This is a genomic window from Larsenimonas rhizosphaerae (genome assembly GCF_023700005.1).
Classification (GTDB): domain Bacteria; phylum Pseudomonadota; class Gammaproteobacteria; order Pseudomonadales; family Halomonadaceae; genus Larsenimonas; species Larsenimonas rhizosphaerae.
This window is the reverse complement of record NZ_JAMLJK010000001.1, coordinates 1,841,199-1,865,872: the sequence shown is the minus strand read 5'-3', so window position 1 is coordinate 1,865,872 and position 24,674 is coordinate 1,841,199. Positions and strand designations below refer to the sequence as shown.

The following is a 24,674-nucleotide window of genomic DNA, read 5'->3' as shown; positions in this document are numbered from 1 at the left end:
GTTTAACCTGCGCCCCGGCAAAGCGGGGCGCAGGGCTCAGGCACTGATATCGCGCAGGTCAATGACGCGGTCGTGGAAGGCATTCAGGCTGGCGCGGTGAGCGATGCTGATGAGCGTCGTCCGGGGGAGCTGTTCCTTTATCAAGGCATAAAGGTGTTGCTCGGTATCAAGGTCCAGCGCGGAACTGGATTCATCCAGAAACAGCCAGTCGGGCTGTTTTAAAATTGCGCGGGCAAAGGCCAGTCGCTGCTGCTCGCCGGGTGACAGCAGGTGGGCCCAGTGCCGTTCGATGTGTAGCTGGTCCTCAAGCTTTTCAAGCCGACACTGGCGCAGCAGCGCCCTGAGGGCATCATCATCGTGATCGCTGTGCCTGTCCGGATAGCTCAGTACATCTCTTAACGTGCCAATCGGCAGATAGGGTGTCTGAGGCAGAAACAATTGTGATGTACCGGCCTTTACGGTGCCGGACCACCAGGGCCAGATCCCTGCCAGCGTTCTGAACAGTACACTCTTGCCGCTGCCTGAAGGGGCGTGGATCAGAGTATGCTCGCCGGCGTTGAATGTGAGGCTGTCGATATTCAGCAGGCGTGTGCCATCGGGTACCCTGAGCACTACCTGATGAAGCTCGATGTGATTCGTCGTTTCGTGAGTATAGTGCTGTCCGTCACGTTCGCCGGGTGGTACCAGGTTATCCATGTTTTCATTCATGGTGGTAAGTCGGTCAACGACGGAGCGCCAGGCCGCCAGGCTGGCGTAATTATCGACAAACCAGCTCAGTGCATCCTGCACGCGGCCAAAGGCGCTGACGACACGCATCAACCCGCCCAGCTGCATGGCTCCACTGAAATAGGCTGGTGCTGCAATCAGCATGGGGAAAATGATGGCAATCTGACTGTAGGCGGATGTAAAACCGATCAGTCGCTTTTGAGTGCGCATGATGCGCCAGAAGTTTTGCCAGACCATGTTGAAGCGCCCACGAAGCAGGCTCTTCTCGGTTTCTTCAGCCCCATAAAGTGCTACTCGCTCGGAGTTCTCCCGCAGGCGAGCCATCGAAAAACGAAAGTCGGCTTCGTAACGCTGCTGCGTGAAGTTGAGGCGAATCAACCGCCGACCGACATAATGCGTCAGGATGCTTCCGAGACCGGCGTACAGCAGGGCGGCCCACAGCATGAAACCAGGAATATCGACATGCAGCGGGCCAATATCAAAGGCCACGGCCTGCGACAGGGTCCAGAGAATGACGGAAAAACTGACCAGCGATACGACCGACCGCAGCAGGCCGATGGTGAGGTTCAGGGTGGCGTCCGTGAAGCGATCTATGTCTTCTGAAATACGCTGGTCAGGGTTATCTGATTCCTCGTGGCGCATTTCCATCAGGTAATACGCGTGACCATCCAGCCAGCGGTCGAAATAGACGTTGGTAAGCCAGCGGCGCCAGCGAATCTGCAGGATGGAGGTGACGTAGTACTGGTATACCGCGGCAATGATATAGATCGTGGCCAGAATCGAGAATTCCCCGATCAGGTGCCAGAAGGCATCCAGATCCTTGTCCTGAATGGCGTTATAAAATTCGCCGCTCCATCGGTTCAACAGAACCGTCAGATAGACGCTCCCCAGAGTCAGCGTCAGAATCAGGATCAGAAACCCCCAGGCACTCCATTTTTCCTCGGAGCGCCAGTAGGGTTTGGTCAGCGCCCATACCTTGGCGAGAAAGTGATCATGCTTGCGGGTAGGGAGCGGTGATGACACAAACAGAATCTCCAGGGCAAGGCAGTAAACCTGCAGTTGATGGGTAATGGTTGTCGATAGGAAAAACAGAACCGCCAAAGGTTCCCTGAATTATTATTTGTTCGACGGGCCGTTGTCTCTCGGCGTGGAAAACGCACTCAGCATGCCGCGCAGCAATGACAGTTCCTTTTTGCTGGGCTGGGCGCGAATGTAAAAGGCATGCAGCCGCTCAAGCGTGCGTGAGTGTGGCTGATTATGAAAGCCGGCATCTTCAAGGGTGTGATCAAGATGTTGCAAAAAGGCCTGAAGCTGCTGCTGTGTAGGGCGCGTGGACTGTACCGGCGCAGGAGCGCTGTACTGATTTTCCGGGTTCTTGCGCCAGACAGTGAACAGTTCATGGGCACATACCTGAACGGCCTGGGCAAGGTTCAGGATAGGGTAGTCCGGTGCAGCAGGAAGCGTCATTTGGTGCGTGCAGCACTGAATTTCTTCATTCGTGAGCCCAAAACGCTCTCGGCCAAAGACCAGTGCGACCGGGGCGCTGGCTGCCTGCGTCATGACGTGTTCGGCCATCTCGTCTGGTTCACAGAAATGAGGCAGGGGCATGTTTCTAAGGCGTGCACTGGCCCCAATCACGCTGACACACTCTCCAACGGCCTCATCCAGTGTGTCCACCACTCGAGCATTTTCCAGTACATCCGTGGCACCGGCCGCCATGGCGGTGGCTTCATCATCTGGAAAACGACGCGGAGCCACCAGGATGAGTCGGCTCAGTCCCATGGTTTTCATGGCGCGTGCAGCCGCGCCGATATTGCCGGGATGGAAGGTTTGAACAAGCACAATCTGGATATTGGAAAGCATGGGATGGCCGGAGATTAAACAGTCGGAAAAAGAGGGTCGTATCAAGGGGGGTCAGCTTATAGAAGAATGGACGAGAAGGCCACGCGCATAAAAAAGCCCCGCATGCGCGGGGCTTCTTATCAGGTGGGGCAGGCGATTACATCATGCCGCCCATACCACCCATACCACCCATGTCACCGCCGCCTGCGGAAGTATCCTTGTCTTCCGGGTCGTCAGCAATCATGGCTTCGGTAGTGATCATCAGACCACCGATGGAGCCGGCAGACTGCAGGGCTGTACGGGTAACCTTGGCCGGGTCGAGTACACCCATCTCGAACAGATCACCGTATTCGCCGGTAGCAGCGTTGTAGCCGTAGTTGCCTGAACCGTCCTTGACCTTGTTGACGATCACGGAGGCTTCTTCACCAGCGTTGGTGACGATCTGGCGAAGCGGAGCTTCCATGGCACGCAGGGCGATCACGATACCGTGGGTCTGATCTTCGTTATCACCGCGCAGGCCGTGCAGGTTGGTGAGGGCACGGATCAGGGCAGTACCACCGCCAGGAACCACACCTTCTTCTACTGCCGCACGAGTAGAGTGCAGCGCATCTTCAACGCGTGCCTTCTTCTCTTTCATTTCCACTTCAGTCGCGGCGCCAACACGGATAACGGCAACGCCACCGGCCAGCTTGGCAACGCGTTCCTGCAGTTTCTCGCGGTCGTAGTCAGAGGAAGTTTCCTCGATCTGAGCACGGATCTGGTTAACGCGGGATTCGATGTCTGCTTCAACACCGGCACCATCGATGATGGTGGTATTTTCCTTGCTCATGGTGATGCGCTTGGCAGTACCCAGGTGATCCAGGGTGGCTTCTTCAAGCGTCATGCCCACTTCTTCGGAAATAACGGTACCGCCGGTCAGGATGGCGATATCCTGCAGCATGGCCTTGCGACGATCACCAAAGCCTGGTGCCTTGACGGCAGCAACCTTGACGATGCCACGCATGTTGTTGACGACCAGTGTTGCCAGCGCTTCACCTTCGATGTCTTCAGCAACAATGACCAGTGGCTTGCCGGCCTTGGCGACAGCTTCAAGCGTCGGCAGCAATTCACGGATGTTGGAGATCTTCTTGTCGACCAGCAGGATATGCGGATCTTCCAGCTCGACCGCCATGGTGTCCTGGTTGGTGACAAAGTACGGTGAGAGGTAGCCGCGATCGAACTGCATGCCTTCGACCACTTCCAGCTCGTCTTCAAAGCCGCGGCCTTCATCAACAGTGATGACGCCTTCCTTGCCTACCTTTTCCATCGCTTCAGCGATGATGCGGCCGATGTTGCTGTCGCCGTTGGCAGAGATGGTACCTACCTGAGCGATGGCCTTGGAATCGGTGCAGGGCACAGCCAGTTTGCGTACTTCTTCGACTGCCGCGATGACGGCCTGGTCGATGCCACGCTTGAGGTCCATCGGGTTCATGCCTGCGATGACACCTTTCAGACCTTCGTTCACGATGGACTGGGCCAGCACGGTCGCTGTAGTTGTACCGTCACCGGCAGCGTCAGACGTCTTGGAAGCAACTTCCTTGACCATCTGGGCGCCCATGTTTTCGAAACGATCCTTCAGTTCGATTTCCTTCGCAACACTTACGCCGTCCTTGGTAACGGTCGGTGAGCCAAAGGATTTTTCAAGAACAACGTTACGGCCTTTCGGGCCCAGCGTGGTCTTGACGGCGTCGGCGAGAACGTTGACGCCACGCGCCATGCGTTTACGAGCGTCGTCAGAGAAGCGAATATGTTTAGCTGCCATGATGTTTAATGCCTCGAAACAATGTCTTTACAGAAAAAAATGAGCTGGAACTGAATCAGCTTTCGAGTACGCCAAGAACGTCACTTTCGCTCATGATCAATACTTCCTGGCCGTCGATGTTCTGCTTCTCGACGCCGAAACCGTCCTTGAAGATCACGGTATCGCCTACCTTGACGTCAAGCGCGCGAACGTCGCCATTTTCAAGAATACGGCCATTGCCCACAGCCAGGATTTCGCCCCGCGTCGGCTTTTCTTTCGCATTACCGGGCAGAACGATGCCGCCGGAGGTTTTTTCTTCTTCTTCAACGCGACGGACGACGACGCGATCGTGCAGGGGACGAATGTTCATTGCTCACGTTCTCCTGATGGTTGCATGGACTTGAGCGAGTGATGCTCGCTCGAAAGGTATGGCACCTTCGTTCAAAGACCAGACATGTCTGTCTGATGGTCGTGCCTGCTTAATGCGGTCATCAAAGGAAGTTTCAAGGGAGGCGATGAAAAAATTCTTACCGTTTTTCGTCATCGCGTGCGACGTAATCACCGTCGATGGTGGTACCCGAGCGTTCTTCTCCGTGAATACTGCCTTCCTGACGCGGGTTGTGGCCGGAAATGTCAGCATCCTGCCAGGTTGTGCCCGGACGACGTTTGCGAAGGCGGCCACTGACCAGGGGCTGAACAAAGGGCAATAGCAGGACAAGTCCGAAAATATCGGAGAGCGGGCCGGGCAGAATCAGCAGAATACCGGCAAAGACGTAGGCAGCAATCTGAATGAAGGCGTCGCTGGGCGCAGCCTGTCCGGCCATGATGCTGGCCTGTGCATCACGCAGGGTTGCCATGCCTTCGCGACGGATCAGGTGAGAGCCCAGAGCAAACGTACCGATGATCCATAGAAGAGTCACGATAAAGCCAAGCTGCTGGCCCAGCATGATCAATGATGCAAGGTCCAGAACCAGCAGTAGCGCAAAAATAAAGAGGATGGGCATTCATGTTCCCCGGTTTCATGTTGAAGTCATGATGTGAGGCCGAGTGTACATGAATACAAGCGCGCCAGCATGCTGGCGCGCTTGTATCTGGAGAGGTGTTCAGGGAGTTTCAAGCGTTACCCTGTCACGATTTCTTTCCAGCAGATTGCTGCCGATACCCTTGACCAGGGTCAGGTCATCAATATGCTTGAAGTCGCCATGTTCGTTGCGATAGTCGACGATGGCCTGTGCCTTTTTCTCGCCAATGCCGGCCAGACCTGCCAATTGCTCTGTGCTTGCCGTGTTGAGATCAATCGGGTCGGTACTTTCCTGTGCCCATGCGCCGGAAAGAGTGGTCAGTGCTGACGCGGTGATCAGTGCAGCAATCAGTTTTTTCATCCGGTTATATCCCTGCAGTTGGTAGTGATTGTGTCGCCTTCACAGTCTAAAAACGTGCGATCTTTTCAATAAGTCAATAAGAATATAATGCTGCCTGTTATTAGTGCTTTTGTGAGTAACGGGGGGCTGCTCGTATACTGTGGTTTTTTACTGCTCGGGATGGGACCGGATGACACCGTTGATTATTGCGCTGGATAACATGAACTGTTCACAGGCCTTGAGCGTAGCCGATACGCTCGATCCTCTTGAGTGCAGGGTCAAGGTGGGCAAGGAATTGTTTACGCGCGAGGGGCCTGAGATCGTGCGCCAGTTGCAGAGCCGTGGATTTGATGTGTTTCTGGACCTGAAGTTTCATGACATTCCGCATACGGTGGCGCAGGCGGTGCTTGCGGCTGCAGACCTTGGGGTGTGGATGGTCAACGTTCATGCACAGGGTGGGCTGGCGATGATGAAGCACGCCGCAGATAGACTCAGGGAAGGCCACTATGACACTCGGTTGATTGCCGTCACGGTACTGACCAGTCTGTCTCAGGAAGAGCTTAACGCCAGTGGTATTCCGGGGTCACTTGAAGCGCATGTAAGGCATCTTGCCGGGCTGACTCGTGACGCAGGCCTGGATGGCGTAGTGTGTTCGGCCCGCGAAGCCGCCATGGTACGTGAGACTGCAGGCAAGGAGTTTCTGAAGGTGACGCCGGGTATTCGGCCAGCCTTTGCAGTCAGTGATGATCAGCACCGTATCATGACGCCGATTGATGCGCTGGCCGCCGGCAGTACTCATCTTGTGATCGGGCGGCCGGTTACGCGATCGGATAACCCCATGGATGCCGTGCGACGCATCAGTGAAGAGATTGCGGCAGGCTGAGACGGTGTGGCTTTATTCACCTTCAATGCCGGTAATGGGCAGTAGTGTGCCCCATTGCCGGCATTGTGGGCACTGCCAGTAATGCTGCTGCGATTTAAAGCCGCACTCCTGACACTGGTATTTGGGCCGCTGCTTCAGTAGATGTTCGGTATGCTGCTTGAGTAACCCCATTCTTGAATACAGGGGTTCGTCGCACTCATTCTCTAGGTACAGGGCGAGCAGGTAGTCAACGCCCTTGAGGCTGGGCGTCTGTTCAAGTTGTCTGCTGACCATTTCTGCCGCGCGCTCGGACCCTTCCTGTTGTTGAAGGCGTTCGGCAATAGTGATCAATGTTGTGCTGTGAGGATGATGGTGAAGCAGGTTGTTCAGATACTGCATCAGCCCGCTTTCATCCCCCAGTGCCTCATGGGCGCTGACAACTCGGGGCAGGATCAGCGAGATGCATCGTTGGTCCTGTACCTGCATGCGTTTCAGGAACTTGATTTCATCGCGGTATCGACCCTGCCGATGCTCCATGTCGGCCAGCAACCAGTTGGCTCTCAGGCACTCGGCATCTGTTGAAAGGGCCTGACGCAAGTGCTTGCGGGCATTGCCTGCCAGGCCGGCACGCAGCTCATCTTCGGCCAGTTCACACTGCCAGTGCGCTGCGGCTCGGCGTGTTGATGGAAAATGCCTGACAAGCGGTTGCGCAATGTCCAGCGCGCGCTGCCATTCCTGTTCGCGCTGGTAGATTTCAACCAGCAGTTGTCTGGCGGCCTGATTCATTTCCTGTGCAACGGTCGGGCGAATCAGTGCAATCAACAAGCGCTCCGAGCGGTCCAGAACGCCCAGGTGATAAAAATCGCGCGCCAGCTCGAGTTGCACCTGATCACTTTGCTGTTCCGACAGTGCCGGCCTGGCCAGAAGATTCTGGTGAATACGGGCCGCCCGGTCGGCTTCACCACGTAATCGAAACAGGTTTCCCAGCGCAATATGGGTGTCTATGGTATCGCTGTTGACTTCCAGGGAATGAGAAAAGGTTTCGATGGCCTTGTCGGGCTGTTCGTTGAGGAGGTAGTTAAGGCCGACAAAATAATCCCGGGACAACGTAGAGGTTGCTCCGGGACGGGCTGTGCGCCGTGGCCGTTGATAGCGACCCAGCCCCCAGCCGATGGCCAGGGCTGTAGTGATCAGCATCAGGGCTGCCACATTGAACATGATCAGGAAACGCCCTTCAGCTCCCGAGTACGAAGCTGATCAAGTTCCTTTTGCTGGGTGCGCTGTTCATGGCGCGCCTTGACCAGTGCCGTGCGCAGGCGCAGATACATGCCCGTCATCGCGATCATGCCCAGAAGCACGCCGACAACCAGGGTGCTTAAAAGCCAAAGGGAGAGGGACGCAGGAGGAAGGCTGGTCCAGATGATGTCAAGTGGAACCGATGCCTGGTTGCGAACGGCAAACAGGATCCCGAGCACGATAACCACCAGAGCGACGATGGCCATGATGACGCCTTTGATCCAGCGCATGATGTAATCCTTTTTAACTTGGCAATCAAGGAAGGGCAGTGATCAGGTTCAATAGCCCAGCGAGCGGCTGGCGTCGACCTGTTCGCGCAGTTCCTTTCCGGGTTTGAAATGGGGGACATATTTTCCCGTCAGGGGAACAGCGTCACCGGTTTTAGGGTTACGGCCCACTCTGGGTTCCCGGTAGTGCAGGGAGAAGCTGCCGAAACCGCGTATTTCGACTCGGCCGCCCTGGGCCAGCGAGTCGGTGATGTCATCCAGTATAAGGCGAACCGCTGATTCAACTTCCTTGAGCGATAGCGACGATTGGCGCGAAGCAATCTGCTCAATCAGCTCGGACTTGGTCATCGAGTACTCTCCGTACGTCTGCATCCCCGGCTGGGCACGTTTTTATTGTGTCGACAGCATAGCGGCTAACTGCCTTCAAAACAACGAACTAGCACATCACAGGTTATAGATAAAAGGCGGTATACCGCAACCTGCTGTTGTGGCAGCCGGGCAGGCGATATACTGATCAATTCAAGTCGGGACTGAAAAGGACGATGGTATGGAAGAAGCACAACGTAAGCGGCTTTACTGGCATTCACGTCGAGGGATGTGGGAACTTGACCTGATGCTTGTGCCGTTTCTGGAGCGCAGGTTTGATGCGTTGTCCGATGACGATCAACAGCTGTATGTCACGTTGCTGGCTGAAGAGGATCAGGATCTTTTCATGTGGTTGATGCGGCGTGAGGTACCCTCGGATCCCGAGTTGCATCGCATGGTGAATATGGTTATCAATGACGCCGAAACCGCTAACACCCGTGACGTTCGTCCCATCTAGACTGGCGGTTATCGTTCCGTCTCTTCTTGCTGCCTTGATTGCCCTGATCATGGCAGCATGCGTTTCTCCTCTGATTGCCCTTTTTACGGCCGTTGCACTGGCTGCAGCACTGCGTCTTGAATCCTGTCGCGTTCTGCCGGCCCTGTGCCACGATCGTGAACAGGGCTGGCGTTATCTTGACGGCCGTGCCGGCTGGCAATCAGCCGAGGTTGATGTCTTTTATGCCGGTGCGTGGCTGCTGGGCATCAGCTGCAATGGTCGCCATTACTGGGTATGGCCGGACAGTGCCGAGCGTGATGCTCTGTGGCGTTTTCGTCGTTGCTGCCGGTCACTCCCTGTCAGGCACCGTTGACTCCGGTCGTGCCTCCGGAACCGGTAGTGTCTTCTCGGTGCTGATCAGATGATGGCGACGTGATCGCTTGCGCAGTCGCTGGCTTGGCAAATGCTGCATGTTGGACAGGCAGGTGATCATGGCGTTGCTCTGGCGGCCAAGTTCACGGTTGAGCCATAAATATCCTGCCGGACTGTACAGTGCGCGTCCGGAGCTGCTTTTGGCGGTCATGGCCTGGTCTGCATACCTGTCGAGATGAAACAGGCCGACCGACAGATCGATGTTGCGGCCCGTCTTGACCAGATAGCCCAGCGTGCCCAGCGTGGTGGCCAGTTCATATTGCTCGTTTCGTAGCCCTTCAAATCGCTCAATGATGTCGTGACCATCCCTGGTGGCCCAGTGTGTCTCGAGCAACAGCTCTACCGTCGATATCATTCGTCGTTCCAGCGAGATGATATCTTCCAGCGCACCACGCTTGAGGCGGCCTTCCTGATGGACCGGGTCGATCAGGTTGCGCTGCTTTACCAGTTGCGCCGTGATTTTTTTCAGCATGTGCTGGACCTCGTCATCATCGTAACGTCGGTCGGTGGTGTGGGCATGGTAAAGCCGTGACAGCTTGTCGATATTATCGGCGATCAGGAATCGCATCAGGTCGGTTGCCTTCTGTGGCAGCAACAGAGCGGTCACGATAATACCGATCAGTGTGCCAATCAGCACATTGAATGAACGCCACAGGGCAATGGTGAGGTCGTGATTGCCGGCGCCAACGACCATCAGGATCGTGATGCCGAACATCAGGGCGCTATAGCTGAAGCGGCCCGTGAAGGTAATGAACAGTGCAATGGCAATACTGGCCAGCGTCAGAAATGGAATCAGCCAGCCGGGAGGAGACGGTATTGTCAGAATGAGCAGCCCCAGCAGGGCGCCAAGAAGAGTGCCCAGCAGTCTCTGTCCGCCCTTGTCGAGTACCCCTCCGACATGAGGCAGGTTGCCCATGACCATGAGTGTGCTGACCAGCGCCCAGGCACTGTGGGGCAGTTCAAAAAAGGTAATGATCAGAAAGGTGCAGGTCAGTGCAATCGATGACCTCAGGATATGAAGCTGCTTGCGGTAGTAATAAATGAGGTAGGGGTCGCGTAATCGGAACATGGATGTCAGTCATTTACCAGGCGTGGGGGCGCCGGAATGGCAGCGCTTGAGCGGGAGCGTAAAGGGTGTAGCTCGTCAGTGGGTGATGTTCTGAAATGAGTATCGGGACAGCCCCGCGTCATGCCCATCAGCGATGGGACGGGGTATTGAAATCAAGCGAGTGCAGATCAAGCAGGGCGGGGTGCCCATAGGGCCAGGCCATGTTGCGCGGGCCGTGACCAACCGGCAGGCCGCTCGCCAGAGCTATGCCGCGTGGGGTCAAATGATCCGTCATCATGGCTATCAACTCATCATGTTCTGCGCCGGGGCAGCGAACAAACTCACCCAGGACAATGGCTTGAATGGCCTCATCCGGCAGGCTGTCCAGAAGCTGGCACAGGCTTCGTTCAAGCCGGTAAAGCGGCTCGCCTACATCTTCGAGAATCAACAGGGAGTGCGAGGGCGGGGAAAGGGCCCACGGCGTGCCACAAAGACTTGCCAGAACTGTCAGGTTGCCACCTACTACCGTGCCCTTCAGTGGCGCATCAAGTATCAGGGGCGTGATCTCGAAGCGGGGAAGCTGTCCTTCCAGAATGCGCGCGACGGAATCAAGTGAGGTCTGTCGGTTGATGCGGTCTTCATCATGCTCTTCATGAATGCACCACTCGGTCAGCACTGGGCCATGGATGCCGTACCTTCCGTGTCGTCGGGCTGATTCAAGTAGCGCCGTCAGGTCCGAGTAACCGATGAGAGGCCGCTCTACCGAAAGCCGCTGCCAGTCAATCTGCTTCAGTAATTGCGCGCCGCCATATCCGCCGCGTAATGCCCAGACAGGCCCGCCGTGTGAGTCATCAAAGCTTGCATGTAAATCGTCGATGCGCTGAATGACCGTGCCGGCCATCGCTCGATGTCGCGCTCTGACGGCACGGCCCACGGTAAAGTGGATACCCTGATCCTTCAGCGCCCTGATGCATCCTTCGAGTCTCGCACTGTCGAGCGCACCGGACGGTGCCACGAGAGAAAGCGGCATGTCGATGGGCCAGGCGAGCGGAAATAATGGCGCAGGTATGTTCAAGGCGTGAACGTCCTTTTTCTCGCTGATGATCGGTAACAGTGTCGAACAATGTGGGGTGCCAAGGATATTACTCGCGTTGACGGCTTGCAATCCAGTGAGCAGCGTATGCCTTTGATCTGACTTCAAATGGTGACCGGTCTGTCATGCCATTGCCATGGGGAGGTCACTGGTGCAGATCAGGCTTGGGTTGAAGCATGAATTCAACCAGAGCGGGAGAGTTGGCAGATGAAGCAGGCGTTGATCGATGCGGCGATACAGCTGGGGCAGGTAAGGCTCACCTGTAATGGCTGTGCCACGCCACGCAATGAAATGCGCGATGGCTGGTATCATTTTTTCAGTTTTGCGGTAGTGCCGCTAAATGATGATGATCGTTATGTGGTGTGCCGGCGTTGTGGCAGTGCCCAGCGTATAAACGCCATTGGCTGTGGGGATGTCAGGGAAATCATGCGTAAAAAGGGAAGGGAGGATGTTGCGTTACAGGAAGGGTAATGCCAGACGAGGGGAAAAGAAAAAGCTGATGTAGACATGGTGCCCGGAGCCGGAATTGAACCGGCACGCCCTAACGGGCGAGGGATTTTAAGTCCCTTGCGTCTACCTATTCCGCCATCCGGGCCGGATGTGCGTTGAGTCATGAATGGAGGCTGGAGTCGGAATCGAACCGGCGTACACGGAGTTGCAGTCCGCTGCATGACCACTCTGCCATCCAGCCTTTCATGGAGCGGGAAAGGAGATTCGAACTCCCGACCCTCGCCTTGGCAAGGCGATGCTCTACCACTGAGCTATTCCCGCTCAACTCGGAGACGAATTATACGTATGGTGAATGACAAGTCAACAGGCGATCCGAAAAATCGCCTGAAAGCATGGAGTTGCTGATCTACATCGAGCGTGTCAGCTCCGGCCAGGCCGCTCGCAGGTAGATCCACATGGACCACAGCGTCAGCAGGGCCGCGCCGTAGAGTAGTGCGATACCTGCCATGGCAAGTGACGTACCCGGGGTGAAGGCCAGCAGTATGAAAATCGATACCATTTGCAGAGTCGTCTTCAATTTACCGATGTAGGACACCGATACGCTGGCCCGCTTGCCGATTTCGGCCATCCATTCCCTCAGTGCCGAGATCACGATTTCTCGCCCGATAATGACCAGGGCTGGCAGGGTCATCATGGGCGTGCAATAGAGCTCTATCAGAAGCCCCAGGGCCACGGCCACCATCAACTTGTCGGCTACCGGGTCGAGAAAGGCGCCAAACGGTGTGCTCTGATTCAGCTTTCGGGCCAGATAGCCGTCAAACCAGTCCGTAATGCTGGCCAGCCCGAACAGCAGGGCGGCGACCCAGTGCGACCAGCTGAACGGCAGATAAAAGACAACCACGAGAAGCGGAATGCATCCGATCCGGATAAGAGTAAGGATGTTCGGAATATTCATTGTAGCGTTGCGTCCTTGCGGGTCGCTTGAAGGCAGAAGCGGTGACGCCGGATAGTGTAACGTGGTTATCGAGACTTCTCAGCCATGAAGTGCGAGATAGATTTGTTCGGCAAGTTGTGCATTGATGCCCGGGACTCGCGTCAACTCCTCGCGAGTGGCCTGGCTGACCCCCTGAAGGCCACCAAAAAAACGCAATAGCTCCCGCCGGCGCTTGGGCCCGACCCCCTGAATGCCTTCCAGAGATGACGTGCGGCGTTGCTTGTCCCGGCGCTGGCGGTGGCCGGTAATGGCAAATCGGTGCGCTTCATCGCGGATGTGCTGAATCAGGTGCAGGGCGGGAAGGGTGCTATCAAGCGTGACACTGTTGGTACTTGTTTCGATATAGAGTGTTTCCAGTCCCGGCTTGCGGGTGGTGCCCTTTGCTACTCCCAAAAGGATGATGTTGGTCACTCCCAGTTCCTCGAAGACTTCCCGCGCCATGCTCAGCTGGCCCTTGCCACCATCGACGATCAGAATGTCCGGGCGCTTGGCTTCCTCGTTTTGAATTCGCTTGTAGCGCCGCGTCAGCGCCTGCTTCATGGCTGCGTAGTCATCTCCTCCGGTGATACCTTCAATATTGAAGCGACGGTAGTCGGACTTGACCGGGCCTCCGGCTTCAAACACGACACAGGAAGCCACTGTGGCTTCTCCCTGGCTGTGGCTGATATCAAAGCACTCGAGCCGGCATGCCGGTGCCTCGAGTCCCAGTATGTCAGCAAGGTTGGCAAACCGTTTGTCCATCTGATCCTGGCCGCTCAACTGGGTCTTGAGATGCTGCTCTGCATTGGTTACTGCCAGGGATTGCCACTGTGCTCGATGGCCACGTACCTGGTGAGCAATTCGAACGCGTCGAGCGGCCTGCTCGCTGAAGGCGCTTTCCAGTACGTCCTGATCTGTCAGTGCATGACTTACAATGATTTCCGGAGGCAGGTCACGGTCATGGCCAAGGTAATACTGACTGACAAAGCTTCCCAGCAGATCGCTGCCGGTCAGGCCCAGCTCGTTTTTGGGTGTGTAATGACGTGCGCCCAGCATACGGCCCTGTCTGACGGCCAGCACGCTGATACTGGCACCGCCGGGCTGCTCGGCCAGTGCCATGATGTCGGCATGGCCCTGATCCATTTCAACCGACTGCTGGCTTTGCAGGGTGCGAAGATCGCTGATCTGGTCGCGTAGATAGGCTGCCTTTTCAAACTCCAGCGCCTTGCTGGCGGCATCCATTTGTTCGGACAGGCGTATTGTCACCTGCTCACTCTTGCCCGACAGGCACATGACGGCATGTTCCACGTCACGCCGATAGTCTTCCCTTGAAATATAATCGACACAGGGCGCGGTACAGCGACCGATCTGGTATTGGAGGCAGGGACGTGTCCTGTTTGCAAAAACGCTGTCTTCGCAATTACGAATACGAAAGACCTTCTGCATCAGTGACAGGCTTTCCCGCACGGCAACCGAGCTGGGGTAGGGGCCGAAGTAACGGCCATCGGTTCCTCGCTGTCGAACTCGTTTGAACTCGAGTGCCGGATAGTCATGGCGCTGGCTGACAAATATGTAAGGATAGGACTTGTCGTCGCGCATGAGGATGTTATAAGGCGGTCGAAACGATTTGATCAGGGTCTGTTCAAGAATAAGCGCTTCGATTTCACTGCGGGTAATCGTGACCTGGATGTCGTCAATGCGCGCAACCAGAGCCCGAGTCTTGATGTTCAGGCCGGTCGTTCTGAAATAGCTCGCCAGCCGTGCCTTGAGGCGCTTGGCCTTTCCGACGTACAGCACATTGCCCCCATCATCCAGCATGCGGTAGACGCCAGGGGATTCCGAGACGGTTTTCAGAAAGGAGCGGGCATCAAACGCCATGAATAATGTCCTGGGCTTGTTGTGGGTAGTTATCACTGTAGGTGGGTTATGGCGTCGTCGGGGATAAAACTCAAGGCGAGCTCATGCAAAAAAGAAACCTGACCCCTTGACCTTAAAGAGAAAAATCCGTAAAGTACGCCCTGTCTTTAGGGGCCTTAGCTCAGCTGGGAGAGCGCAACGCTGGCAGCGTTGAGGTCATCGGTTCGATCCCGATAGGCTCCACCAGATTTCAAGGCCGCCGGAATAAATTCCGGCGGCCTTTTTAGTGCGCGATTTTATTGCCCATGAGCAGTGCGCCTCATTGGTAGCAGGGGCCGCAATATCGTTGCGGCCCCTCGTATGTCAGTCGTTCACTTCACCCAGCAGTAAAAATTCAATCATGGCCTTCTGGGCGTGCAGGCGATTGCCTGCCTCCTGCCATACCACGGCACGATCATCTTCAAGCAGCGTGTCGCTGATTTCCTCGCCCCGGTGAGCCGGCAGGCAGTGCAGGAAAATGACCTCATCATCGGCACTGTCCAGCATCGCTTCCGTCACCTGAAAGTCCTTGAAGGCGGCCTCCCTGATGGCCTGTTCCTCCTCCTGACCCATGGAAGCCCACACGTCGGTGGTAATCAGGTGCGCCCCTTCTGCTGCCTTCATGGGATCACGCTCGATGCGAACCCGATCTCCTGCGGCCTGCATGATATCGGCATCGGGCTCGTAGCCCTCCGGGCAGGCAATAACCAGGTTGAAATCGAATTGCCGTGCAGCATTGATCCAGGAGTGGCACATGTTGTTGCCGTCACCCACCCAGACAGCCGTCTTTCCGGCCATTGGGCCACGGCATTCCTGCCAGGTCTGCATGTCGGCCAGTAGTTGGCAGGGATGATAATCATCTGACAGCGCATTGATAAGCGGCACTTGGCTGTGCGCTGCAAAGTCGGTCAGTTTGGTGTGCTCGAAGGTGCGAATCATGACGATATCGACCATTTCAGACAGTACACGTGCAGTGTCCGCAACGGGTTCACCACGGCCAAGCTGGGTGTCACGGTTGGACAGGAACAGGGCGTGTCCGCCGAAGTGCGCCATGCCTGTTTCGAACGAGACCCTTGTTCGCGTCGAGGATTTCTCGAAGATCATTGCCAGCGTACGGTTGGCAAACGGGGTGTAAACCGGGCCTTTCTCCTTCAGGCGCGTCTTGAGCGTAATGGCGCGTTGTATAACATGTCCCAGCTCCTGAGGAGATAGGTCCAGCAAGGTAAGAAAGTGCCTGACGGCCATGATGTCGCTCCTGTTTCCCTTGTTGTGTCACCGTAGCGTCTTGAAAGGGGCCACGAATGAAAAAAGCGCCGCATCGGCCTTGAAGCCCATGACAGCGCCCGGTGGTCATGGCGCAAGGGTGGGTAAGTGCGCCAGACACGTTGTTGGAAAACATCCTATCCTAGCCATAGTCATTGACTGACGCAATTGTGCCCCCATCTTTCAGGGCAGTACGCTGGCACCCGCTGATTTTCACTGATCAGACAGGTAGAATGGAAAAATACACACCTTGCCCCTGATCACAGGGGGCAGACATATTATCGAGGATGGTCATGAGCGCTACTGTAGACACGATCAAGCAGCAGATTTCCGAAAACGACATTCTGCTTTACATGAAGGGGACTCCCCAGCTGCCGCAGTGCGGATTTTCTGCACAGGTAGTTCAGGCCATGATGGGGTGTGGCGAGCAGTTTGCCTTCGTTAATATTCTGGATAACCCGGACATTCGTGCCGAGTTGCCGAAATACGCCAACTGGCCGACCTTCCCGCAGCTATGGGTGAAAGGGGAGCTGGTAGGTGGCTGCGATATCATCGTTGAAATGTATCAAAACGGTGAGTTGCAGACCCTGATCAAGGAGGCCGGCCAAAACCGCGCCGAGTCAGCCGAATAAGCTGCCTTCCGAGTAAAGAAAAGCCCGCCGAATGGCGGGCTTTTTCATGTCCAGGGATAAAAGAAAGGTTGGCGCTTATACGGCGGGCCTATATTCCTGGGTTTCACGCAGAACAAGGCCGGCACGCAGGCCAATATCGACGCCAGGATTGGGAAAGATCAAAAAACGGCTGTGCTCATCGGTCATCCAGCGGTGCGCACCATCTTCGGCCAGGCAGCTGTTTGGCGGATAGGCTACAAAGTTGGCCTGATCATTCGGTACGTGCAGCACGAACTGATCGCTGGTGCGAATGATCTCGAAGGTTACGTCAAACAGCCGTAGTGCATGAGGTGACTTTTCAGCGTGCTGCCGGTGTTCGATCAGCGCGGTCAGCAGTGATTCCAGCGCCTCGACCCTGACGCCCTGATTCTGGCCAAAGGGCCGTGCCTTTCCCAGTTCCAGGGTGACCGCACGAGCACCATGACGAAAATGGCTCAGGCTACTGAATGTGACACCCGGGGTGTGCTGTTGAATAACCGCTTCGATTTCTGTGTGTGACAGCATCGCCAGTAGCTGAGGGTCCGGGGTAGTTTCTTCATCGCCCGGCAGCAGGGCAAAGGTGGGGATGCGTGATTCCCGAATGGCCGTGTGCATATCGATATGAAGAGCCGATGGCGTCTGCTCGAAAAACTCGGCCGTTCTTGTCTCGATGATGCGTGCCCGCCGATGTTCTTCGGTATCACCGGCAGGGGCATCGGGTTGATTGAATAGCCGGTTGATATCTCTGATGATATAGCGGCGCTGGGCGCGAATGGCGGGTGGATTGCCGTAGACGATCAGGATCGGCCCGGCAGGACGAATCGTGTCTCTGGCAATGGCGCGCGTCAAGCGATCCAGCAGCTCCATGGGCGCGGTTTCGTTGCCATGAATGCCTGCCGAGAGCATCAATCGACGTGCCCCTGGCACGTCAGCTGCCGGTGTGATGCGCAGTATCCCTTCTTCCAGGTAGTCAAACCGGGTGCCAGCAGGAGTGATTTCCTGTTGTATCTCAGGTGTTTCCTCGCGGCGCACCAGGTCCAGTAACTGTTCCAGCATGCTTGCATCCTTTCCTGTATGACGTGTTTCTTGCGTACGGCATCGTAGCGCACCGGGCGGTATTATCCGCGCTGAAATCCATAGACATTGCCCAGCTGCAACAGGCCGGTCAGTTCATCAAGGGCATATCGGCTTTCGGACAGCAGGGCCGGGTCGGCCAGATCTGCGGCGACCAGATGGTCGCGATAGTGACGACGAACCCAGTCCTCGAGCTGGTCCAGACGGTCGGGCGTCATCATGACCCCGGGCGTCACGGCCTGACGCTGAAGGTTGTTCAAGACTACTCTGAGGCGCAGACAGGCCGGCCCACCGCCATTTTGCATACTCTGGCCGAGGTTGAAGACCCGAACGTCATTGATGGGGCCGTCGGATGCAACAAGATTATCGAGCCAGGTCCTGACGGAAGGCACTTCCATGCATTCGCTTGGCACTACCAATCGCTGCCCACCCTCTGGAATATCCAGTAGCTGGCTGTTGAACAGATAGGTCGCGACAGCATCTTCGAGGCTGACTTCACTCGTGGGAACTTCGATGGGCACCAGTGAGGTGCCAACCTGCGCCATGGCCCGGTTCAGGTCATCGATCACACGATCTGTGTCGATAAAGGCCTGCTGATGGTAGAAAAGGGTTCGTCGGCTACCCACGGCAATCACATCGTTATGAAAGACGCCGGCATCGATGGCATCGGGGTGCTGCTGGGCAAATACCGTACGCTCTTCCTTGATGCCATGCTGTCGGGCTATGGCCTGGCTGGCCTCACGGGTCTGGCGCGCCGGATAGCGACGTGGTGCCGGCCTTGTTCGATCCAGACCGTACTGGCCATACACGAAAAAACCGATGCCAGGTTCACCATGGGTGTGGCATAGCCGGGTATGGTTGGCTGCTCCCTCATCACCCAGGGCTGCGACAGCAGGCAGGGCCGGGTGATGGGCAAAATAATCCTCATCGGCGAACATGGCTTTCAGCAGACGTTCCGTCGCTGGATGTTCGATGCTGCGATGAAAGCTGGTCGCCATGTTGGCCGGTGTGAAGTGAACCCGGCCATCCAGGGTGTCGGCACCGGGAGTAACCGTTGCGGCATTGGCTACCCACATGCTGGCAGACGAGCTGACCTGACTCAGCAGTGCGGGCGCGGTTTGCGCGGCAGTCTCAAGCACACGTGCGTCGGTGCCGGTAAACCCCAATCGGCGAAGCGTGGCGACATGCGGGCGTTCCTGGGGGGCGATGATGCCCTGGTGATACCCCATATCCACCAATGCGCGCATTTTGGCCAGCCCCTGCAGTGCAGCTTCCCTGGGGTTGGAGGCCGTAAGGCCATGGCTCTGGCTGGCAATATTGCCTTCGGCCAGTGCGCCGTAGTGGTGGGTTGGCCCGACCAGACCGTCGAAATTGACTTCCGTACTCATGATGTGACTCCGGCAGCAGTTCGCAGGGGCAGGGAGAAATGCCCCTGACATGATGCGTCTTCTTGAAAGAATAAGCGGTAACTGCGCCGTTGTACCAGTCAGTCTGCGGCAGAAGACAAATGGTTCAGTCAGAAGGCGGGTGTGTCAATTGCGCCGAGACATGAAGACAGATTATTGACGCCCCGGCCGGTGAAGCCGTACAGGGCGCACAAGGTAAGGAATATGATGACGTGAGTCTCGGGCTCAGCGTGTCAGCGCTGTCTGATTATTCAGTGTCATGATGCAGGCACCGGCGGCTTCTGCTCCCTTTTCAATGAAGTGCTCCTTGAAAAAGGCCAGATGAGCGCTGCTCTCCTGAAAATGGTGTGGGGTCAATACCACTGACAGAATCGGGCAGTGAGTATCAAGCTGCACGCGCATCAGTGCATCAATGACGGTCGAGGATACAAAGTCATGGCGATAGATACCGCCATCGACAATAAACCCCGCGGCTACCAGCAGATCATAGCGGCCTGTATCAGCCATGAGTCGCGCCTGCAGCGGAATTTCCAGAACGCCAGGCACAGTGACATCTTCGATCTGATCAGCCTGCAGGCCCAATGCCACAAGCCTTTGCTCGAATCCTTCGCGGGCGCGGGAAACAATATCTCCATGCCAGCCGGCCTGGATAAAACCGATACGTGCCTGACGGGCATGTGAGGAGGGGGACGTGCTTGACTGATTCATGGTTTGCCTCAAGGTAAAAAATAGCACCAGAATCAGGGCTTTAACAAGGCATACGGGGAGGCTCGGGCATGGGATGTCCCGGGCTCATCGGTAGCGTTGTATTCTCTTTCATCCGGACTATCACCGTCGGCTCCGGCATCACACCGGATCTGCTGACCCTGCCATGGCAGGCGCTCGCGGGCTCCTTTCAGCGACTGACATTATCCTGCCAGCATGAAAGATACCGCCGGTGGGGACTTGCACCCCGCCCTGAGAATAATACGCCTACACCAAAATAAGCGTCGGATGAGCATATCCTGCGAAATCCTGGAAATCAATCAGGTGACTCTGGCGCAGTTTTCCATCAGCGTCGACAGCGGCGTGGGGCGGCCGAGGTAATATCCCTGCAGGAACGTGCAGCCCATGGCATGCAGCGTTTCTGCCTGCTGATGGGTTTCGACGCCTTCGGCTATTACATCAAGCCCGAGCTGCCTGGCGAGCACCATGATGGTTTCTACGATCGGAGTGCTGTCCTTGACGTTATCACCGCCCCCCAGCCGCTTGATGAATGAGCGGTCCACTTTCAGGATGTCGAAGGGAAACTGATCAAGGTAGGCCAGTGATGAATAGCCGGTGCCGAAGTCATCCATGGCCAACCGTATGCCACGCTGGTGAAAGTGGCCCAGCAGACGTGTGGCCTTGTCTGCATTATGCATGAGGGCACTTTCCGTGACTTCCAGTGTCAGCCGAGAGGGGGCCAGGCCATGGGTGGCCAGCGCTGTTTCGACGGTATGCAGCACGTCATCGGTCTTGAGTTGATGCGGGGAGAGATTGACCGCAACGCCGTACTCGGCCGGCAATCTGGACAGTACGGCGCATGCCTGGTCGATGACCCAGTTGCCCAGCGCATGTATCAGCCCGGTTTCCTCGGCCAGGGGAATGAAGACATCGGGGCCGATAAATCCTCGCGTCGGGTTATTCCATCGAAGCAGCGCCTCGAAGTGGGTCGGCTGATGGCTGCCGGTCATGACAATGGGCTGAAAGTAAAGCTCCATTCCCTTGTCATTTATGGCCTGACGCAGATCGGTAATCAGCTGTCGGCGCTCCCGGGCTGCCAGATCCAGCTGGTGGTAATAGGGTACAGCACAATGTCCACCTCGGCGCTTGGCTTCGTAGAGCGCAAGGTCTGCCTGCTGCATCAGTTTCTGGACATTAATTGTCGCACCGGCATGCAGGGTCAGGCCGATCGAAAAGCGTGCCTGTACTTCCTTCTGCTGAATGTTTAGCGGGATATCGAACCGTTTCAAAAGACGGTCAGCGAAATCAAGCGCTGCGGCCTCGCTTTTGAAGATGCCGAGAAGGGCAAATTCATCTCCACCCTGACGAGACGCACAGATGTTTTCAGGTGTGCACAGTATCTTCAGCAGTTCCGAGAAGGCGATCAGAAAACTGTCACCGAACGCGTGACCCCATTGATCGTTGAGTGGCTTGAAATTGTCGATATCAAGCATGAACAGCACCGGCACACCCTGACTTGTCCGTGGCTTTTCAATGGTGACGTGCAGATGCTGCTGAAACCAGGCACGGTTGCGAAGCTTGGTGAGGCTGTCGTGCTCGGCAAGGTACGTCATGCCAAGGTGAGCCCGCTGGCGCTGAGTGATATCACTGCCGACGCCACGGTAGCCAAGAAATTCACCCCGGTCGTCAAAATAGGGTTTGCCTGAAATTTCCCACCAGCGTCGGGATGAATGAGCATCGATGCAGATGATCAGGCGCTTGAAGGGACGGCGTGCCTGAACGAGGGTTTCAATTGCTTCAATACCCTGAGCGCCTTCCAGATGCTGCAGCGCCGATGCACGGCCAAGCGCTCTCTCTGACATGCCGGTAACGCGCAATAGGCGAGGTGAGGCATGAATGATGAAGTGACCGGCATTCGTTTCCCATATCCAGTCGCTGACCGAGTGCTCGTATTCGTTGAGCATGACTTCAATAAAGTCATTGCGCCGAACAAGCTCGGCTTCATTTTGAAACCGGTGACAAAGGATCGAGGATATCTTCCAGGACAGAAGCGCGCTGACGCCGCTGTAAAATGTCAGGAAGGTGACAAGTAACAGCGGGCGATCAAAGGCGCACGCCCATATGGAAATGAATGCCCCCAGGCTGATGATGGCAATCCAGCCGAGCGAGGCCGTCAGGCTGGCGGCACGGGTAAAGCTGCCGGCGCCGAGAACGCTCATCAGCACCAGCCCTATAACCGCCTGATGTATCGGGTCACTGCCGGGCAGGGCGAGCAGCGGAAAGATGGCCCACATGCCCGCCAGGGCAAATGTATACTGCAGAAATCGTTTCTTGATGCGCTTCAATGCCTTTTCCGACTGACGCGTCGGAAACCGGTGGAAGAGGCCGAAATGCACCATGGCAATGGCAATGATGGCCACGCTCCAGAGCATCATCCCGATCGAAGGCATGTGCATGCTGAAAAAGGGGATGACCAGGGCACAGGCGCATTGAAATATAACGGCAAAGGGAATGATGCCTCGGATATAGGCCAGCCTGGCGTGTTCTACCATTACCCGCGTAGCCTGGGGCGTCCTGGCAGGTACGGCGCTTTTGGAGATGCTCATGTCGTATCAGCCTGATCACGGTCGGCACCTGCGCCGGCCTGTCCCTGATTATCGTCATTCATGGGCGGTAATTAATGGTTCGGCCGCTATTCACTCATGCAGCAGGTAGTTGGCACCTCCGTTAATGCACCATGTCGGTGTCAACTACTGCGCACAATGACCGATAATCCGGTGTGGGCGTATCCGTTACGTGCGCAGGGTAATGATCCAGATAAATAACCTGCCGACAGGCAGGCGCGAGGGGAAGCAATGAATATGATGCGAGTGGTGCTGGTCATGGCACTGGCGACAACAGTAGCGGCCTGCAGTTATCATCCGGCCCGCATTTCTGCAGAGCCACCGGTGATCATCGATGGTGGCCATGGCGGGCATGGTAATGGCAGCTTCTGCCCACCAGGCCAGGCCAAAAAGGGTAATTGCTGACAGGAACGCCCCGTAAGGGGCGTTCCTGTCTCATGGCCCTGGTATAACCTTGTGTGGCGGGCGTAGTCTGGTACCACATTGAAGGCCTATTCCTGTGGCGAGTGCCTGTCGAGCAAGTCGGTTTCGCCAGTGTTTTCGGCAATTTCCTGATCCACCTTTGCCATCAGCCTTTCATCGGGTCGTGCATCGAAGACGGTTTCGGCGCCCTGGCTGCGCAATATCTGTCTGGCTCGCGCCTTTGCCTTCTTCTTGTCCCTGTCATTGATGATGCCATGATCCGTGGTTGTCCGCGCCGTCGGCGTCGGCGCCACCTCCGGGGAGGCGTGCCCCTTTTCCCTGCTCTGAAGCTGCTCCAGTGCCTGTTCGAGCGTACTGTTGAACCTGAGTCGATAAATGGGTTCCGGCAGGCTGAAGCCCTGATTTTCCAGCGCATGCTTGGTTTCCCGAATGGCAATGCTTCGTGCTCTGGAAAAATCCGTTTTCGATTGATCCACCCACACCTGAAATTCGAGCACAATGTTGGAGTCGCCTACATGAGTGATGACGGCCATGGCTCGAGGGTCGCTCAGTACGAAATCCAGCTGATGGACGGCATCGAGTCCTACCTTGATGGCTGCCAACGGGTCATCGTTGGCATCCACCCCCAGTTCGAAGGTGAAGCGGCGCTCCGGATTCTGGGTATAGTTCAGGATGGTCCCCTTGAAGACCTCGGAATTGGGAATGCGTAACTGGTTGCCATCCAGTGTCATCAGAATGGTGGCGCGTGACGTCAAGCGTACGACAATACCTTCCTGGCCATTGATGACGATCTGGTCGCGCGCCCGAAAGGGCTGGCGGATACTGAGCATCAAGGAGGCAATATAGTTTTCGATGGTGTCCTTGACCGCAAAGCCAACGGCGATCCCGATGACGCCGGCTCCTCCCAGCAGGGTGCCCAGAATGGTTTCGGCACCGATCAGACTCAAGGCCAGAATCAGCCCGACCACAATGAAAATGACCCTGATGGTCTGTGACAGCAGTTCGGCCACGAAGGGGTTGGGGGTAAGCCGCTGCCATAGCGCCTGCCTTCTGGATAACCAGCTGCCAAACCAGGCAACCAGCCCGAACAGCAGCATGCCGACCAGCAGTAGGGGAAGTGCCTTGACCAGACTTCTGCCCTGAGCCACGAGGCCCTGAAAAACGGTTGAAACATTATCCTGAACGTCCAGCGTGCGATTGATGCTGTCGTCGACCGTGACGACATCAGTCAATCGGTTGGCCAGATTAATGGCCTGCTGAGCCTTCCTGTCATTTGAGGTCTCGCCGGACAGCGTGACTACCCCCTGGGAAACACTGATATCGACGTCTCCCAGACCCTCGATTTCCGAGAAAATCCCCTGAATGCGCGCCTGTATATTCCTGTCCTTGAGTGGCGTCGGTGTGGTTTCAATCCGTGCATTGTTGGAGCTCTCACCATTGGTCGCTGACGCTTCACTGGCCGCGGCCTGAGCAGGAGCCGCCCACAACATGCCCAGCATCAGCAGTAACAGACCGCCTGTGCGGTATCCGGTAGTTCCGGGTCGGGAAACGATCATGAGCATTCCTGATAATGGTGTCTTTGTTCGGGCGGGTGGGATGGTATGACTCGCCGCGTCGATGAGTTCATCCGGGTGATGATAGGCATTATCCGGCATTAAGCGACCATGAGAAGGAAAGAGGCGCGATGTACCCCAGCCAGGGGCTCCCTGAATCGCGGTATCCTGTAGCCTGTCAACAAACA

The 24,674-nt window shown here is 56.3% G+C and carries 25 protein-coding genes, 4 tRNA genes and 1 riboswitch; of the genes, 7 read left to right on the top strand and 22 right to left on the bottom strand.

The features are described 5' to 3' along the window. Positions 1-36 precede the first annotated feature (36 nt). The 6 genes from NAT21_RS08545 to NAT21_RS08520 form a co-directional block, all read right to left on the bottom strand. Positions 37-1,749, bottom strand: a complete 1,713-nt coding sequence (locus NAT21_RS08545) for an ABC transporter ATP-binding protein/permease (RefSeq protein ID WP_250937325.1) — start codon at positions 1,747-1,749, stop codon at positions 37-39. A gap of 93 nt (positions 1,750-1,842) precedes the next feature. Next, positions 1,843-2,589 (bottom strand): RNA methyltransferase, encoded by a 747-nt coding sequence (locus tag NAT21_RS08540; protein WP_250937324.1) that lies wholly within the window; start codon positions 2,587-2,589, stop codon positions 1,843-1,845. Between the two features lie 136 nt (positions 2,590-2,725). Then, a complete protein-coding gene (groL, locus tag NAT21_RS08535; protein WP_250937323.1) occupies positions 2,726-4,369 on the bottom strand; it encodes a chaperonin GroEL in 1,644 nt (547 codons plus the stop codon). Between the two features lie 55 nt (positions 4,370-4,424). Continuing rightward, positions 4,425-4,718: a co-chaperone GroES gene (locus NAT21_RS08530; RefSeq protein WP_250937321.1), complete on the bottom strand. Its 294-nt coding sequence runs from the start codon at positions 4,716-4,718 to the stop codon at positions 4,425-4,427. A 157-nt stretch (positions 4,719-4,875) separates the two neighbouring features. Then, entirely contained in the window at positions 4,876-5,352 is a 477-nt protein-coding gene (locus tag NAT21_RS08525; RefSeq protein ID WP_250937319.1) for an FxsA family protein, read from the bottom strand. 99 nt (positions 5,353-5,451) lie between these two features. Beyond that, the gene (locus NAT21_RS08520; RefSeq protein ID WP_265895750.1) at positions 5,452-5,730 is read right to left on the bottom strand and encodes a ComEA family DNA-binding protein; all 279 of its coding nucleotides are present in this window, start codon (positions 5,728-5,730) and stop codon (positions 5,452-5,454) included. Positions 5,731-5,899: 169 nt separating this feature from the next. Here NAT21_RS08520 and pyrF point away from each other — a divergent pair, with 169 nt between their 5' ends. Continuing rightward, positions 5,900-6,592: an orotidine-5'-phosphate decarboxylase gene (pyrF, locus tag NAT21_RS08515; RefSeq protein WP_250937318.1), complete on the top strand. Its 693-nt coding sequence runs from the start codon at positions 5,900-5,902 to the stop codon at positions 6,590-6,592. A gap of 12 nt (positions 6,593-6,604) precedes the next feature. Here pyrF and lapB read toward each other — a convergent pair whose 3' ends face one another. Genes lapB through NAT21_RS08500 form a run of 3 tightly spaced genes read right to left on the bottom strand, consistent with a single transcriptional unit; the run spans position 6,605 to position 8,442 of the window. Then, positions 6,605-7,789 carry a lipopolysaccharide assembly protein LapB gene (lapB, locus tag NAT21_RS08510; RefSeq protein WP_250937317.1) on the bottom strand — a complete coding sequence of 395 codons (1,185 nt, stop codon included), beginning with the start codon at positions 7,787-7,789 and terminating at the stop codon, positions 6,605-6,607. A 2-nt stretch (positions 7,790-7,791) separates the two neighbouring features. Further along, on the bottom strand, positions 7,792-8,097 hold the full coding sequence (locus NAT21_RS08505; protein WP_250937316.1) for a lipopolysaccharide assembly protein LapA domain-containing protein: 306 nt from the start codon (positions 8,095-8,097) through the stop codon (positions 7,792-7,794). Positions 8,098-8,145: 48 nt separating this feature from the next. Then, positions 8,146-8,442, bottom strand: coding sequence for an integration host factor subunit beta (locus tag NAT21_RS08500; protein ID WP_250937315.1), 297 nt, complete (start codon positions 8,440-8,442; stop codon positions 8,146-8,148). 199 nt (positions 8,443-8,641) lie between these two features. Between NAT21_RS08500 and NAT21_RS08495 the strand changes: the two genes are divergently transcribed. Next, positions 8,642-8,917 (top strand): FAD assembly factor SdhE, encoded by a 276-nt coding sequence (locus NAT21_RS08495; protein WP_250937314.1) that lies wholly within the window; start codon positions 8,642-8,644, stop codon positions 8,915-8,917. Between the two features lie 49 nt (positions 8,918-8,966). After that, positions 8,967-9,269, top strand: coding sequence for a hypothetical protein (locus NAT21_RS08490; RefSeq protein WP_250937312.1), 303 nt, complete (start codon positions 8,967-8,969; stop codon positions 9,267-9,269). Here the strand turns inward: NAT21_RS08490 and NAT21_RS08485 are convergent. Both NAT21_RS08485 and NAT21_RS08480 read right to left on the bottom strand, forming a co-directional pair. Beyond that, the gene (locus NAT21_RS08485; protein ID WP_250937310.1) at positions 9,246-10,397 is read right to left on the bottom strand and encodes an FUSC family protein; all 1,152 of its coding nucleotides are present in this window, start codon (positions 10,395-10,397) and stop codon (positions 9,246-9,248) included. The genes NAT21_RS08490 and NAT21_RS08485 overlap by 24 nt on opposite strands. Positions 10,398-10,524: 127 nt before the next feature. Next, entirely contained in the window at positions 10,525-11,406 is an 882-nt protein-coding gene (locus NAT21_RS08480) for a S66 peptidase family protein (RefSeq protein ID WP_250937307.1), read from the bottom strand. A gap of 270 nt (positions 11,407-11,676) precedes the next feature. Here NAT21_RS08480 and NAT21_RS08475 point away from each other — a divergent pair, with 270 nt between their 5' ends. Continuing rightward, positions 11,677-11,940, top strand: a complete 264-nt coding sequence (locus NAT21_RS08475; RefSeq protein WP_250937305.1) for a hypothetical protein — start codon at positions 11,677-11,679, stop codon at positions 11,938-11,940. Positions 11,941-11,977: 37 nt separating this feature from the next. Here the strand turns inward: NAT21_RS08475 and NAT21_RS08470 are convergent. From NAT21_RS08470 to uvrC, 5 genes are all read right to left on the bottom strand, one after another. Further along, positions 11,978-12,064 (bottom strand) — tRNA-Leu (locus NAT21_RS08470). Between the two features lie 22 nt (positions 12,065-12,086). Continuing rightward, positions 12,087-12,160: transfer RNA gene (locus NAT21_RS08465), tRNA-Cys, on the bottom strand. Between the two features lie 5 nt (positions 12,161-12,165). Then, a tRNA-Gly gene (locus tag NAT21_RS08460) sits at positions 12,166-12,240 on the bottom strand. An 85-nt stretch (positions 12,241-12,325) separates the two neighbouring features. Further along, complete coding sequence (pgsA, locus tag NAT21_RS08455; RefSeq protein ID WP_250937301.1) at positions 12,326-12,874, bottom strand: CDP-diacylglycerol--glycerol-3-phosphate 3-phosphatidyltransferase; 549 nt, start codon at positions 12,872-12,874, stop codon at positions 12,326-12,328. Between the two features lie 78 nt (positions 12,875-12,952). After that, positions 12,953-14,770: an excinuclease ABC subunit UvrC gene (uvrC, locus tag NAT21_RS08450; RefSeq protein ID WP_250937298.1), complete on the bottom strand. Its 1,818-nt coding sequence runs from the start codon at positions 14,768-14,770 to the stop codon at positions 12,953-12,955. A 149-nt stretch (positions 14,771-14,919) separates the two neighbouring features. Here uvrC and NAT21_RS08445 point away from each other — a divergent pair. Further along, positions 14,920-14,995, top strand: a tRNA-Ala gene (locus NAT21_RS08445). Between the two features lie 117 nt (positions 14,996-15,112). Here the strand turns inward: NAT21_RS08445 and argF are convergent. Then, on the bottom strand, positions 15,113-16,033 hold the full coding sequence (argF, locus tag NAT21_RS08440; protein WP_250937296.1) for an ornithine carbamoyltransferase: 921 nt from the start codon (positions 16,031-16,033) through the stop codon (positions 15,113-15,115). Positions 16,034-16,344: 311 nt separating this feature from the next. Here argF and grxD point away from each other — a divergent pair, with 311 nt between their 5' ends. Continuing rightward, complete coding sequence (gene grxD, locus NAT21_RS08435) at positions 16,345-16,683, top strand: Grx4 family monothiol glutaredoxin (RefSeq protein ID WP_250937294.1); 339 nt, start codon at positions 16,345-16,347, stop codon at positions 16,681-16,683. 75 nt (positions 16,684-16,758) lie between these two features. Here the strand turns inward: grxD and astE are convergent, their stop codons facing one another. From astE to NAT21_RS08415, 4 genes are all read right to left on the bottom strand, one after another. Further along, positions 16,759-17,757, bottom strand: coding sequence for a succinylglutamate desuccinylase (gene astE, locus NAT21_RS08430; RefSeq protein WP_250937291.1), 999 nt, complete (start codon positions 17,755-17,757; stop codon positions 16,759-16,761). 62 nt (positions 17,758-17,819) lie between these two features. Then, positions 17,820-19,163, bottom strand: a complete 1,344-nt coding sequence (gene astB, locus NAT21_RS08425) for an N-succinylarginine dihydrolase (RefSeq protein ID WP_284732670.1) — start codon at positions 19,161-19,163, stop codon at positions 17,820-17,822. A gap of 243 nt (positions 19,164-19,406) precedes the next feature. Further along, entirely contained in the window at positions 19,407-19,889 is a 483-nt protein-coding gene (locus NAT21_RS08420) for a 6,7-dimethyl-8-ribityllumazine synthase (RefSeq protein ID WP_250937289.1), read from the bottom strand. Between the two features lie 96 nt (positions 19,890-19,985). Continuing rightward, positions 19,986-20,150: riboswitch (FMN riboswitch) on the bottom strand. A gap of 56 nt (positions 20,151-20,206) precedes the next feature. Beyond that, complete coding sequence (locus tag NAT21_RS08415) at positions 20,207-22,492, bottom strand: putative bifunctional diguanylate cyclase/phosphodiesterase (RefSeq protein ID WP_250937286.1); 2,286 nt, start codon at positions 22,490-22,492, stop codon at positions 20,207-20,209. Between the two features lie 249 nt (positions 22,493-22,741). On the opposite strand from NAT21_RS08415, the gene NAT21_RS08410 reads away from it, so the two are divergent. Beyond that, positions 22,742-22,915 (top strand): hypothetical protein, encoded by a 174-nt coding sequence (locus NAT21_RS08410; RefSeq protein ID WP_250937284.1) that lies wholly within the window; start codon positions 22,742-22,744, stop codon positions 22,913-22,915. A gap of 86 nt (positions 22,916-23,001) precedes the next feature. Here NAT21_RS08410 and NAT21_RS08405 read toward each other — a convergent pair whose 3' ends face one another. Further along, a complete protein-coding gene (locus NAT21_RS08405) occupies positions 23,002-24,489 on the bottom strand; it encodes a mechanosensitive ion channel family protein (RefSeq protein ID WP_250937282.1) in 1,488 nt (495 codons plus the stop codon). Positions 24,490-24,674: the final 185 nt, after the last annotated feature.